At 31.1% G+C, this 13,712-nt stretch carries 13 protein-coding genes; 12 read left to right on the top strand and 1 reads right to left on the bottom strand.

The window, feature by feature from the left end; all coding sequences use genetic code 11:
• Nucleotides 1-3 precede the first annotated feature (3 nt).
• From OLM55_RS03105 to OLM55_RS03075, 7 genes are read left to right on the top strand one after another with little or no spacing between them, the layout of a single operon-like run.
• Nucleotides 4-1,683, top strand: a complete 1,680-nt coding sequence (locus OLM55_RS03105) for a BatD family protein (RefSeq protein ID WP_264559960.1) — start codon at nt 4-6, stop codon at nt 1,681-1,683.
• Nucleotides 1,683-2,687, top strand: coding sequence for a VWA domain-containing protein (locus OLM55_RS03100; RefSeq protein WP_264559959.1), 1,005 nt, complete (start codon nt 1,683-1,685; stop codon nt 2,685-2,687). Before OLM55_RS03105 ends, OLM55_RS03100 begins: the two co-directional genes overlap by 1 nt.
• 16 nt (nt 2,688-2,703) lie before the next feature.
• Nucleotides 2,704-3,741 (top strand): VWA domain-containing protein, encoded by a 1,038-nt coding sequence (locus OLM55_RS03095; RefSeq protein ID WP_264559958.1) that lies wholly within the window; start codon nt 2,704-2,706, stop codon nt 3,739-3,741.
• A 1-nt stretch (nt 3,742) separates the two neighbouring features.
• A complete protein-coding gene (locus tag OLM55_RS03090) occupies nt 3,743-4,507 on the top strand; it encodes a tetratricopeptide repeat protein (protein ID WP_264559957.1) in 765 nt (254 codons plus the stop codon).
• Nucleotides 4,508-4,537: 30 nt separating this feature from the next.
• Complete coding sequence (locus OLM55_RS03085) at nt 4,538-6,286, top strand: BatD family protein (protein WP_264559956.1); 1,749 nt, start codon at nt 4,538-4,540, stop codon at nt 6,284-6,286.
• A 1-nt stretch (nt 6,287) separates the two neighbouring features.
• Entirely contained in the window at nt 6,288-7,058 is a 771-nt protein-coding gene (locus tag OLM55_RS03080) for a tetratricopeptide repeat protein (protein WP_264559955.1), read from the top strand.
• Nucleotides 7,059-7,076: 18 nt separating this feature from the next.
• Nucleotides 7,077-7,397, top strand: a complete 321-nt coding sequence (locus OLM55_RS03075; RefSeq protein ID WP_264559954.1) for a hypothetical protein — start codon at nt 7,077-7,079, stop codon at nt 7,395-7,397.
• A 21-nt stretch (nt 7,398-7,418) separates the two neighbouring features.
• Here OLM55_RS03075 and OLM55_RS03070 read toward each other — a convergent pair whose 3' ends face one another.
• Nucleotides 7,419-7,943, bottom strand: a complete 525-nt coding sequence (locus tag OLM55_RS03070; RefSeq protein ID WP_264559953.1) for a CvpA family protein — start codon at nt 7,941-7,943, stop codon at nt 7,419-7,421.
• 133 nt (nt 7,944-8,076) lie between these two features.
• On the opposite strand from OLM55_RS03070, the gene OLM55_RS03065 reads away from it, so the two are divergent.
• The 5 genes from OLM55_RS03065 (at nt 8,077) to OLM55_RS03045 (ending at nt 13,709) form a co-directional block, all read left to right on the top strand.
• Nucleotides 8,077-8,433 (top strand): hypothetical protein, encoded by a 357-nt coding sequence (locus OLM55_RS03065; protein WP_264559952.1) that lies wholly within the window; start codon nt 8,077-8,079, stop codon nt 8,431-8,433.
• Nucleotides 8,434-8,524: 91 nt separating this feature from the next.
• Nucleotides 8,525-9,544 (top strand): phenylalanine--tRNA ligase subunit alpha, encoded by a 1,020-nt coding sequence (gene pheS / locus OLM55_RS03060; RefSeq protein ID WP_264559951.1) that lies wholly within the window; start codon nt 8,525-8,527, stop codon nt 9,542-9,544.
• A gap of 1 nt (nt 9,545) precedes the next feature.
• Nucleotides 9,546-9,953: a hypothetical protein gene (locus OLM55_RS03055; RefSeq protein ID WP_264559950.1), complete on the top strand. Its 408-nt coding sequence runs from the start codon at nt 9,546-9,548 to the stop codon at nt 9,951-9,953.
• Between the two features lie 66 nt (nt 9,954-10,019).
• Nucleotides 10,020-12,827 carry a GH92 family glycosyl hydrolase gene (locus OLM55_RS03050; protein WP_264559949.1) on the top strand — a complete coding sequence of 936 codons (2,808 nt, stop codon included), beginning with the start codon at nt 10,020-10,022 and terminating at the stop codon, nt 12,825-12,827.
• Between the two features lie 45 nt (nt 12,828-12,872).
• A complete protein-coding gene (locus OLM55_RS03045; RefSeq protein ID WP_264559948.1) occupies nt 12,873-13,709 on the top strand; it encodes a thioredoxin family protein in 837 nt (278 codons plus the stop codon).
• Nucleotides 13,710-13,712: the final 3 nt, after the last annotated feature.

Here is a 13,712-nt window from a genome sequence, read left to right as displayed (position 1 = left end):
ATAATGAAACCAAATAAAGATTTCTATAGTATTACTTTAATTAAAATGATTTTGTCACATCGAGCGAAGTCGAGATGTCTCATGTTTTTATTTTCCTTAATAAGCACAATTTCATTCTCTCAATCAATCACTTCTTCTGTAGATTCTACTCAAATAAAAATTGGCTCACAGTTCAATTTAACTATTAAAGCCAATGTTTCTAAAACAGATAAAGTTGTTTTTCCTGATGGAAAACTTTTCGGCGTTTTAGAAGTCTTAGAATCGTATCCAATTGATTCTATAAAATCAAATGATAAATTAGAACTAATAAAAAAATACGGATTAACTCAATTTGATTCTGGAAGATACGTACTCCCAAAATTAGCAGTATTAATAAACAATAAAACCTTTAGAACCGACTCTTTCGCAATTGTTGTAAATGATGTTGTCGTAGACACAATTAAACAACAAATGTTTGATATTAAACCAATTATTAAAGTGGAAAAACCGACTAGTTATTGGTGGTTATATGCTATTTTAATCTTAATTGGTTTGGCATTAATTGGTTACGGAGCTTATTATTTCATTAAGAAACGACAAAATAAAAAGAATGAAGCAGAAGCTATTTTATTTGCTTCGCCAATTGAAAAAGCAATAGCGGAATTAGAAGTATTAGAAAAAAAATCACTTTGGCAAAAAGGAGAAACAAAAGCGTATTATTCTGAACTAACTGATATTACCAGAAATTATATTGAAGAAGTAATTGAAATTCCTGCAATGGAAAGTACATCTAATGAATTGTTTGATGCTTTGAAAGTTTCAGTTCGTAAAAAAAACATAAAAATAAGTGCTGATACTTTAGCAAAATTTAAAAGAGTAATGGAAACGTCTGATTTGGTGAAATTTGCCAAATCAAAACCATTAGATTTTGAAATTGAAAATGATAAAAACACGATTAATACCTTTTTAATTTCATTAGATAAAGCCATTCCAAGAACAGAAGAAGAAACAGAAAACTTATTTGCAGAAGAATTAAAACGTAAAAAAGAACGTTCACAAAAATTACAACGTATTTTTATTCCTTTAACTTTAGTTGGAATTATTTTATCTATAATTCTTGTCTTTTTAGGAGTTACAAAAGGAATGGATTTCTTAAGAGATAATATTATTGGCCACAGTACAAAATCGATGTTAGAAGATGAATGGGTAACATCAGATTATGGAGATCCAGCAATAATTATATCAACACCAAAAGCATTAACAAGAAATACAGATGCTCGTATTTTAAATAATCTACCAGAAAATGTAAAGTCAACTAGTACTTTCTTTTACGGAAGTATATTAGATAATTTTTCAGTTGTTTTAAGTACCACTTCTTTTAAAGACTCGGTTCAAGGTTCATTAGATATGGTTTTAGAACAAGATTTAAAACAATTAGAATCTTTTGGAGCTAAAAATATAGTTGTAAACACTGGAGATTATGAAGATCCAAAAGGGTTAACAGGAAAAAAATCGGAAGGAACATTTACCGTTTTAGATCCAATTTCTAAAGAAGATATTAAAATGTATTATTCCATTTTAGTGTTTTCTCAAGGAACCGGAATCCAAGAGTTAATATTGGTTCACAAATTGGAAGATGAAAATGCAGCTGAAATAATGAAACGAATTGTTGAATCGATTGAGTTAAGAAAAGTAGTTAAATAATGAAGAACATCACATTTTTACATCCCGAATTTTTTTGGTTGTTTTTGGTTCTTCCAATTGCAATTGCTTGGTATTGGTTTACAAACAAAAAACAACGAGCAACACTTAAAATAAGTTCAATAAAATCATTCAAAGGCAGCGCAACTCTAATTGCTAAGCTACAACCATTATTGTTCGTTTTACGAATGTTGGCCTTAAGTGCAATTATTGTAGCCTTAGCAAGACCAAGAAGTGTAGATGTTTCTTCAAAATCTAGAACGACAAAAGGAATTGATATTGTCATGGCAATTGATGTTTCGGGAAGTATGTTGGCAAAAGATTTAAAACCAAATCGTTTAGAAGCTTTAAAAAGAGTTGCTGCAGAATTTGTTGAAGACAGAATAAATGATAGAATTGGATTGGTAGTTTATGCAGGAGAAAGTTATACAAGAACTCCAGTTACATCTGATAAAACAGTAATTCTTCAGTCGTTAAAAACAGTAGAATATGACGATTCAATTATCGCTGATGGAACCGGAATTGGTGTTGGATTAGCAACAGCAATTAATCGAATTAAAGACAGTAAAGCAAAAAGCAGAATTATTATTTTATTGACTGATGGAGTAAATAATTCGGGAACTATTGATCCAAGAATGGCTGCTGATATTGCAAAAGAATACGGAATTAAAGTGTATACTATTGGAATTGGAACAAATGGAATGGCTCCTTTTCCATACGCAAAAGCTCCAAATGGTAAGTTCTTGTACCAAAACATGAAAGTAGAAATTGACGAAAAGTTAATGAAGGAAATTGCCAAAACTACTGACGGGAAATATTTTAGAGCAACAAGTAATGCTAAATTAAAAGAAATTTATACCGAAATTAATAAACTAGAAAAAACAGAAGTAGAAGAAAAAAAATACTTTAATTACGATGAGAAATACCAACCATTCGTTTGGCTTGCATTATTCTTATTATTTATTGAAGTGCTTTTAAAGAACACTATTTTCAAAGGTTTAGTTTAAATTAGAAATTGAAACGATGTATCATCAATTAGAAAATCCACAATATTTATACTTGCTATTAATAATTCCATTATTAGTAGTTGTTTTCTTGTTTCAATTGTTTTGGAGAAGAAAAAAAAGAGCAGAATTTGGCGATTTAGAATTGGTTCAACGATTAAGTCCAGAAGCTTCTAGTTTTAAACCAGTTTTAAAGTTTGTAACCTTATCACTTGCTTTAGTTTCGATAATTATTGCTTTGGTAAACCCAAAAATTGGAACTAAAATGGAAACGGTAAAACGTCAAGGAATTGATATTGTTTTCGCTTTAGATATTTCAAAAAGTATGTTGGCCGAAGACATTGCGCCTAATCGTTTAGAAAAATCAAAACAATTAATCTCTAGTATCATCAGTACTTTAGGTAACGATAGAGTTGGAATTGTGGGTTATGCAGGTAGCGCTTATCCGGTTTTACCAATGACAACCGATTATAGTATTGCTAAAATGTATTTACAAAATATGAATACAAATATGGTTTCTTCGCAAGGAACGGCTTTAAACGATGCTATTCGATTGTCTGAAACCTATTTTGATGCTGTCGATACAAGTAAATTAATCATTTTAGTTTCAGATGGAGAAGATCACGGAGCAGATTCTGATGCAGGAAGTGAATTGGCTAAAGAAAAAGGGATTAAAATTATAACCATGGGTGTTGGTACCGAAAGTGGCGGACCAATTCCAATTAAAAACGATAGCGGTTCTCTTTCAGAATATAAAAAGGATAGTAAAGGTGAAACGGTTATTACCAAATTAAACACTGATATTTTAGAGAAAATCGCTAAGAATACAAACGGTGGTTATATTGCAGGAAATAACACTAAAGAAGCTTTAGGTCGATTAAAAAATGCAATGGACAACATTGAAAAAACTGAGTTTGAAACAGAACAAATTGCTGAATATCAAACCCAATATCAATGGTTTCTAGCAGTTGCTTTTTTCTTAATCTTACTTGATGTTTTCTTTTTCGAGAAGAAAACAACTTGGATTCAAAAACTAAATTTATTTAATAAGAAGTAAAATGGAAAAGATAACAGTAGCTTTAGTTTTGTTTATTACATCAGTACTTTTTAGTCAAAATAAAGACCAAAATTTATATGATGGTACAACAGCTTTTGAAGCAAAAGAGTATGTGAAATCTGAGTCTAATTTAAGAGTTTCACAATCAAATAATGCGGATAAAAAAGCAGTTGCAAACTACAATTTAGGAAATAGTATTTACCGCCAAAATCAACCCTCAGAAGCAAAATATAAATTTGCATCTGCGGTTGAAGTTGCCAAAACAAAAGAAGAAAAGCATAAAGCATTTCATAATTTAGGAAATACATTTATGTTGGAAAAAAATTATCAAGGAGCTGTCGATGCTTATAAAAACGCATTACGCAATAATCCGCTAGACGATGAAACACGTTATAACTATGCTTTAGCTAAGAAAAAATTAAAAGAAAATCCTCCAAAAGACGATAAGAATAAAGACAAAAATAAAGACAAGGATAAAGATAAAAAAGACCAAGACCAAAAAGACAAAGATAAGAAAGATCAAGATAAAAAGGACGACGGTAAAGATAAGAAAGACGACAAGAAAGAAGGTGAAGATAAAAAGGACAAAAATGACAATGGAGATGAAGATAAAAAAGAGCAACCTAATCCAAAACCTTCTGGAGCAAATAAGCAACAAATAGAAAATTTACTTAATGCAGTAAACAATTCTGAACAAAAAATACAGGATAAGATAAATGCAAAAAAAGTAAAAGCTAGTCCGGTTACGAACGAAAAAGATTGGTAGAAAGAAATAGAAATCCACGCGATTGATAAAATGAAAAAGACAGTAATATTTATAGTTTTCTTTTTAACTTCCTTACTTCAAGCTCAAGTAAAATTTGAGACTAAAGTAAGCAAGAATACAGTTGGTTTAAACGAAAGAATTCAGGTTCAATTTTCTGTAAATGAAGATGCAGATAATTTTCAAGCGCCAAGCTTTGATGGTTTTACTTTAGTTGGAGGACCATTTCAATCTCGAAATTTCTCATGGATAAACGGTGTAAAATCATTTAGTCTTAGTTATTCTTACATTCTACAACCTACTCAAAAAGGAGTTTTAACTATTAAACCGGCAACGATTGAGTACGACGGAAATATTTTAAAATCAGCTCCTGTAAAAGTAACAGTAACCGATGCTATTCCTGTTCCAAAAGACCCCAATAGTCCAGATTATGTTGCAGGAGAAGGCGTTCATTTAGTAGCTGAAATTTCAAATTCAAATCCATATATGAACGAACCTTTAACGGTTGTTTATAAGTTGTATTTTGATCCAAGATTTATTATTCGAAATGTAAAAGAACTTAAAAACCCTAAGTATAATGGTTTTTGGAGTCAACATATCGACATTCAAAAATTAGAAGCTGTCGAAGCTACTTATAATGGGCAAGACTATGCAATGGTGATGTGGCGAAAAGTAATTTTATATCCGCTTGAAGCAGGAAACAAACCAATAGAACCACTTTCTATTAATCTAGAAATTCAAGTTCCTTCTGGTAGAAGAAACATGTTTGGACAGCAATCGTATCAATTAACGACCAAAACAGTTACGGCTGGTTCAAAAACCATTAATGTAAAACCGCTTCCTGAAAATGGTAAACCAGCCGATTTTAAAGGTGCGGTAGGTAATTTTACATTTAAAGTAAAACCATCAAAAACAAAGTTAAAAACAGGAGAATCGTTAGACTTAGAAATAGCGGTTTCAGGAAATGGAAATTTAAAATTATTAGATTTACCAAAAACCGAATTTCCAAGTGCTTTTGAAGTATTTGACCCGCAACATAAAGAAGAAGTAAAAACTCCTTTATCTGGAATGAACGGTAAAATTTCTGATACTTATACAATTGTTCCTCAGTTTAAAGGAAAATATACGATTCAACCTATAACTTTCAGTTACTTTGATTTAGGTTCAAAAATGTATAAAACCATAACTTCTGAAGAAATTACGATTGATGTTTTAGATAATCCAAACTTTACGGCAAATACAAATGCAGTTGCATCTAATAAAAAAGAAGTTGTTAAAAATAACGTTTTTCAATTCATAAAATTAAATTCTAAATTCGAATCGGTTACTAAAAAAGATTTCTTAGGTTCAAATTTATTCTATTCTTTATTGTTTGCACCTTTACTTTTAATTCCAATTATCATTTTGGCTAAGAAGAAAAAAGAAGCCATTGATGCAGATGTTTTTGGCAATAAAATTAAAAGAAACAATCGTTTAGCTAAGAAATTCTTAGCAGACGCTAAAAAACAAATGGGTAATAAAGTGCCTTTTTATATGGCAATGGAAAAAGCATTACACAATTTCTTGAAGGCAAAATTGCATATTGAAACTTCAGAAATGAGTAAAGAAAATATTCAAGAAATGTTGCACGATAAACAAGCAAATAAAAATGATGTAGCACAATTTATGCAATTAATGAACGATTGCGAGTTTGCTCGTTACACGCCGTCATCTGATGTTGCAATGCAAAAAGATTACGACAAAGCTGTTGAAATAATTTCTGAACTTTCAAAACAACTATAATATGAAGACTATACTAAAAAGCATTGTTTTTATTTTACTTTCAACAGTTGTTTTTGCAAACGAACCTGACGAAGTAAGCAAAGCATTTGCTAATGCTAACGATTTGTATAAAAAAGAAAATTACGAAGCAGCAGCAGCTAAATATGAGTTCATAAATTCGAATTTGAAAGTAGAATCTGCCGAATTGTATTTCAATTTAGGAAACTGCTATTACAAACTAGACAAAATAGCGCCAGCAATTTATAATTTCGAAAAAGCGTTATTGTTCAGCCCAAATGATGAGGTTGTTAAAACCAATTTAGAATTTGCACAAAAAAAAGCCATTGACGATATTAAAAATGTTCCAGAAGTGGGTATTTCAAAAGCCATTTATGCATTTGTAAACACATGGCATTACGATTCTTGGGCTTGGACTGCAGTAATCATGTCGCTATTATTTTTACTCTCTTTTTTAGGGTATTACTTTGGGAATACAACACTAATTAAACGAATATTCTTTACTGCAATGTTTGTGTTTTTAGTTGGAATTTTAATCACCGTTTCAGCGGCTTTTTTACAAAAACAAAACGATGTAACTACAAAACCTGCCATTGTATTTAGTTCAGCGGTTAACGTAAAAGCAGAGCCCAAAAGCAGCTCAGAAGACGTGTTGGTTTTACACGAAGGAACAAAAGTATTTGTTTTGGAAACCTTAGATAATTGGAAAAAAATTCAATTGACAGATAAAACCCAAGGTTGGATAGAAAAAGACGCAATTAAGGAGTTGAAGTAATTTTAATTTGTTTTGAAATTGAAAGTATTTAAGAAAAATGGTTTTCCGGAAATATTAATAAAAGAAACTTCTTTTGATATAAAAGCAGTTGATTATTGGGAATTTAGAAGTTTTAATTTTAACGAAATTAAATCAATAGATATAATTAATCCTCAAAATACTTGGTATAACAAACTATATTTTGTTTTATCATTAACTGCAAGAATTTTTGCAAAAGAAGACCCGTTAATTCTTAGAGTAATTAAAAAGAATGACGGTATTTGGGATTATAATTTCAATAATGAATATAATTCTGAATTTAGAAAAGCTATTAAAATTATAAAAGAGAAATTATTATAAATGTTTTTATTCAATTTCAACTTATTCCTGCTCACTGTCTTCTGAATACTGTAAACCTTTCTCATACCATTCTTCAATTTGCGGATAAACAAAAGCTGAAATTTCTTTAGTTGGGTTGTAAAAAATTGACTCATCAAGAGTTTCTTGTTTTGCCAACATATTGTTTACATTGATTTTTTCAAACAATAAAATAACAATACTCAAAGCTAATATGGTTTTTAGAACACTAAATCCCGCACCTGCTAATCGGTTAATCCAACCTAAATATGCAAAATCAACAATTTTAGTCAGCAATTTAGCCGAAAGATGAATTACAATTACAACAGCAATAAAAGTTAAGGCAAAAGCAGTTATTTCTATGTATTTTGGATCCCAACTTACTTTTGTTTCTATAACCGCTCTTACAATATGCGAAAACTTTATGGCCACAAAAATCCCAACGACTAAAGCAAGAAGTGAGGCAACTTCAACGAAAAGTCCGTTTTTTAACCCTTTGTAGATAGCATAACTTAATAATACAGCGAAAATAATATCAATAAAACTCATAAAAAAGAAAATAAATGAAAGAACAAAGATAAAAGAATAAACGAAAGTCAATTTACTATCTTTGCAACTTCAAAAACAAGAAAAAAAGAAAAGTCTTTTCTCTTTTCTCTTTTCTCTTTCATCTAAAAATAAAATGTCAAGAGACGAACAACTTAAAGAACGCTGGGACAAAGTAGTAAAATTGCTTTCTGATAAATTTGCCGATGGCGATGTATTAGACCTAGACGCTATTATATATTTAATTGGAGTACAAGAATTAGGGAAATTCAATGCAGAGTTTAAAAAAGACGAAAAAATAAACTTAATGCACATTGCTATTTGTAGAGTTCTAGAGCCTTATGGATATTATGAATTTGAATACTTCGATAACGAAGGTTGGCCTCATTATGCAGTAAAAGAACAATTACCGCCACTAAAAGCAGGTGAACAATCTATTTTAATGAAAGACGCTATTGTAAGTTATTTCATAGAAAAAGAATTAATTGAGTAACTCGTAATTGGCAATTAGACAAAACTAATTACTAATCACTTTTTACTAATGACTAAAAAAGATTAAATTTGCACCTTTATAAGCAAGAACGATGATTGATCAGATTAAAAAACACATTGAAGAAGTAAACGCTTTTCAAGCCGATAATAAAGAAAAAATTGAAGAGTTTAGAATTAAATTTTTAGGAAGCAAAGGTCTTTTAAAAGAGTTATTTGCCGAATTTAAAAATGTTCCAAACGAAATGAAAAAGGAATTCGGACAAGTAATCAATCAGTTGAAAACTTCTGCCGAAGAGAAAGTAGCTTCTTTACAAGATCAAATCGAAAGTAAGGAAGAATCTAAAGGAATTTATGGCGATTTAACGCGCCCAGGTTATCCATTAGAATTAGGTTCTCGTCATCCAATTTCAATTGTAAAAAATCAAATTATTGATATCTTTTCAAATGTGGGTTTCAACGTTTCTGAAGGTCCAGAAATTGAAGACGATTGGCATAATTTTACTGCGTTAAACTTGCCAGAATATCACCCAGCGCGTGATATGCAAGATACTTTCTTTATTCAAACTAATCCAGATACGTTATTGCGTACGCACACATCATCTGTGCAAGTGCGTTACATGGAAAACAACAAACCGCCTATTAGAACGATTTCTCCAGGTAGAGTTTTCCGTAATGAAGCAATTTCTGCTCGTTCGCATTGTATTTTCCATCAAGTGGAAGGATTGTATATTGATAAAGACGTTTCTTTTGCCGATTTAAAACAAACGTTATTGCACTTTACGAAAGAAATGTTTGGAAAGTCAAAAATTCGTCTAAGACCTTCTTATTTCCCGTTTACAGAACCAAGTGCTGAAATCGATATCTATTGGGGTTTAAAAACTGAGACTGATTATAGAATTACAAAAGGTACAGGTTGGTTGGAAATTGGTGGTTGTGGAATGGTTGACCCAAATGTTTTAAAAAACTGCGGAATCAATCCAGAAGAATATTCAGGATTTGCATTTGGTATGGGAGTAGAGCGTATAGCAATGCTTTTGCATCAAATTGGCGATATAAGAATGTTTTTTGAAAACGACGTTCGTTTCTTACAACAATTTAAGTCAAGCATCTAAAATGAAAGCAGATATAGTTATCCCAAAAGTGGAAAATGTTCATATTGTAGCAATACAAGAATGGAGCGATGATTTTCAAGAAAATTGCTGGTATGCTTATTTGTTAAACGCTACGAAGGAACCATTAGAAACAGCAATGATTGTTTCTCGCGCCTATGGTTTAATTGATGGAGAAATGAGAAATACAATGTCTCTTCGTCATGCATTTGCGAAAGTGGAGCCAGAGTCAGCAGTAAGAATTGAATTTCTTGAAAACAACTTATTGCAATTGAATAATGAATTTATGTTGTCGTATTTTATTGGTAACAAAATGTTCGATAAAAAATTTATTTTTACAACCAATTCTATCAACGAAAAAGGACAATCTGATTTACCTGTTATTAAGAAGCGTGGCGTAATGGCGGTGTAAATTATAAAATAGAATTGCTAAACTCATATTAATTCCTCAATTTTATAGTTTATTTAAAACTACAAAATGAGGAGTTTTCTTTTTTCTATCCTTTTTATAACAAGCGCTTCGTTTGCACAAGATTTTGCTAAATACGTAAACCCATTTATTGGAACAGGCGGACACGGACATACTTTTCCAGGAGCAACTGTTCCTTATGGAATGGTTCAATTATCTCCAGATACTCGAATCGATGGAAGTTGGGACGGTTGTTCGGGTTATCATTATTCAGATAATTTAATTTATGGCTTTTCGCATACTCATTTAAACGGAACTGGAGTTTCTGATTATGGTGATATCATGTTGATGCCAACAATGGGCGAATCTTCATTCGATAATAGAGTGTATTCTTCAACATTTTCTCATGCTAACGAAAAAGCTTCTGCAGGATTTTATGGCGTAAAATTAGATAAACACAATATTGATGTTCGATTAACAACATCTACAAGAGTTGGTTTTCATGAATACACTTTTAACAAAGCTGGTCAAGCCAATATTATTTTAGATTTGAATCACCGTGATAAACTATTAGAGGGGCAAGTTCGGTTTATCGATGATAAAACTATTGAGGTTTTAAGAAGAAGTGAAGCTTGGGCAACGAATCAATACGTGTACGCTAGAATTGAATTTAATGTGCCAATGAAAATCACCAATGAAAGAATGAATTTTAAAGGCGTAAAAGGAGATTATCACGGAACAGAACTTGCTTTAAGTTTTTCTAAGAATGTCAAAAAAGGAGAAAAAATATTGGTAAAAGTATCACTTTCGCCAACAAGTTATGAAGGTGCCAAATTAAACAGTTCCGAAATCAAACATTGGAATTTTGAAAAAGTAAAGAAAGATGCAGAAGCACTTTGGAATAAAGAATTATCTAAAATTGAGGTAACTTCTGATGATGAAGATAAGTTAGCCATTTTCTACACGGCTTTATACCATACGATGATGCAACCGAATATTGCACAAGATGTAGACGGAAAATATCGCGGTAGAGATAACCAGATTCACACTGCAGAAGGCTTTGAGTATTACACGGTTTTTTCACTTTGGGATACGTTTAGAGCTGCGCATCCATTGTATACCTTAATTGATAAAAAACGAACTTCAGATTATATCAATACGTTTATAAAACAATACGAACAAGGTGGAAGATTGCCTGTTTGGGAATTGGCTTCTAATGAAACCGATTGTATGATTGGCTACCATTCTGTATCGGTAATTGCAGATGCAATGGCAAAAGGAATTAAGGGTTTTGATTATGAAAAAGCGTTTGAAGCGAGTAAAGCATCAGCCATGAGAGATGTTTTAGGATTAGAAGCCTATAAGAAATACGGGTTCATTTCTATTGATGATGACCATGAAAGTGTTTCTAAAACCGTGGAATATGCGTATGACGATTGGTGTATTGCGCAAATGGCACAAATTTTAGGCAAAACGGAAGATTATAATTATTTCATGAAGCGTTCTCAAAATTGGAAAAACCTTTTCGATTGGGAAACAGGCTTTATCAGACCAAAGAAAAACGGAGGTTGGGACAAACCTTTCGACCCAAGAGAAGTCAATAATAATTTTACCGAAGGAAACGCGTGGCAATACACATTTTTTGTGCCACAAGATATTGTAGGAATGATTGAAGCGTATGGTGGAAATGATAAGTTTGAAGCCAAATTAGACGAAATGTTTAACAGCGAAAGCAAAACCACAGGAAGAGAACAAGTAGATGTTACCGGATTAATTGGTCAATATGCTCACGGAAACGAACCAAGTCACCACATGGCATATTTGTATAATTATGTGGGTAAACCAGAAAAAACGAATGAAAAAGTAAAATACATTTTAGATAATTTCTATAAAAATACACCAGATGGTTTAATAGGAAACGAAGATTGCGGACAAATGAGTGCTTGGTATGTGCTGAGTTCGATGGGAATTTATGATCTGAGACCAGGTGATATTTTGTGGGAAGTCAACGAACCATTTATAAAGAATATAAAAGTAAGTGTTGATGGAAAAAACCCAGAATATATAAATCAACCATTTGAAAAAACTAGAATTTTACCACAGTTTTCTATGGAACCTCAAGAGAAAGTATTTTTCCCATCTATAATTCCAGTTCCAGTAATTGAAGCAGAAAGTAAATCATTTAAAGACAAAATGATAGTTCAGATTAAAGGTTCGAAACAATTTAACCAAAAAATTTATTATCGAATTTATGATGATTCAAAAGAAGTTCCGTCATTTATTCCGTATTCTGAAGCATTTGAAATTAGTAAATCTTCAAAAATTGAAGCATATATAGAAGAAATGGCTGGTGGAAAGCCACCAAGAAGTAATACTATTTCTGCACAATTCTTTAAAAAACCAAATAACTTTACAATCGAAATTAAATCGAAATTCAATTCACAATATCATGCAGGTGGTTCTGACGGTTTACTAGATGGAATTTTTGGTAATGAAAACTGGCGAAAAGGCGAGTGGCAAGGATATCAAAACCAAGATTTTGAAGCAACTATTGATATGCAAGTTGTAAAAAACATTTCTGAAATTAGGTCAAATTATTTGCAAGACACACGTTCATGGATATTGATGCCAACTAAAGTAGAGTATTACATTTCAGATGATAACATCAAGTTTACAAAAGTGGGAACGGTTGAAAATTCTGTGGATCCAAAAGAATATGAAACTGTGATAAAATCATTCGATTTAAAGTTTACACCTCAAAAAGCAAGATATATTAAAGTTATTGCAACCAATTTTGGAAAACTTCCCGAATGGCATCAAGGTTTTCCATCAAACGGAGATGCTTTTATTTTTATTGATGAGGTAACTGTTAATTAAAATATTTTGGTTTAATTTTTGCAGTGCTTATTTAAAAATATATTTATGAAAAGGTTTCTCTTGTTTCTTCTTTTTACTACTACTTTAAGTAATGCACAAGTTGTTTTTGAACCTACTCTTTCTGAGGCTTTTAAAAAAGCTAATGAACAAAATAAACCTGTTTTCATTGAGTATTACAATTCAGAATGTTCGGTTTGTAAACGTTTGGGAGATTTACTAAAAAACGATTCTCTAGTGTACACGTATTACAATAAGAAATTCATCAATTATGCTATGAATACAAACGATTCATTGTCAGTTGAAGATAATATTTTTATTACAAATGCCAACCTTCATTTTGAAAGTGTACCCATACTTTTGTATTTTGATAAAAATAAAAACTTCTTGCATCATACAGGAGTAAATGTTGATGCGGCTTCAATTGTTAATGAAGGAAAAAAAGCAACGCTGTCGGATTATAATTCTTCGGGATTAAAAGCGAAATATGACGCAGGTGATCGTTCTGTAAGAACTTTATATGCTTATGCCGATTTTTTAATTGTAACTAAAAACGAAAAACTACTAAATAAAGTTGCTCAAGAACTTTTTAATTCTTTTAAAGAAGAAGAATTAATAACAAAAAAAAGTTATATCGTTTTAAAGCAAGTTGTACATACTACTGAAAACGGATTTTTTCAATTTTGGATGGAGCATTTAGACGATTTGAAAGGTTTTGAAAGTGGCCATAAAGAAGGAATGGAAAAAGAAGTTCTAAATAAAATTGTGTTAAAAGAACTTAGTGACCCGTTAATAAAAAAATGGGACGACAAAAAGAAAGAAACCTTTAAAAAGTACATTCTTGATTTAAAAATAACAAATAATCCAAATGTTTATTTTGAATAAGCT

Origin of the sequence: Flavobacterium sp. N2270 (assembly GCF_025947225.1) — a bacterium.
Classification (GTDB): Bacteria; Bacteroidota; Bacteroidia; order Flavobacteriales; family Flavobacteriaceae; genus Flavobacterium.
This window is presented reverse-complemented; position numbering and strand designations above follow the sequence as displayed.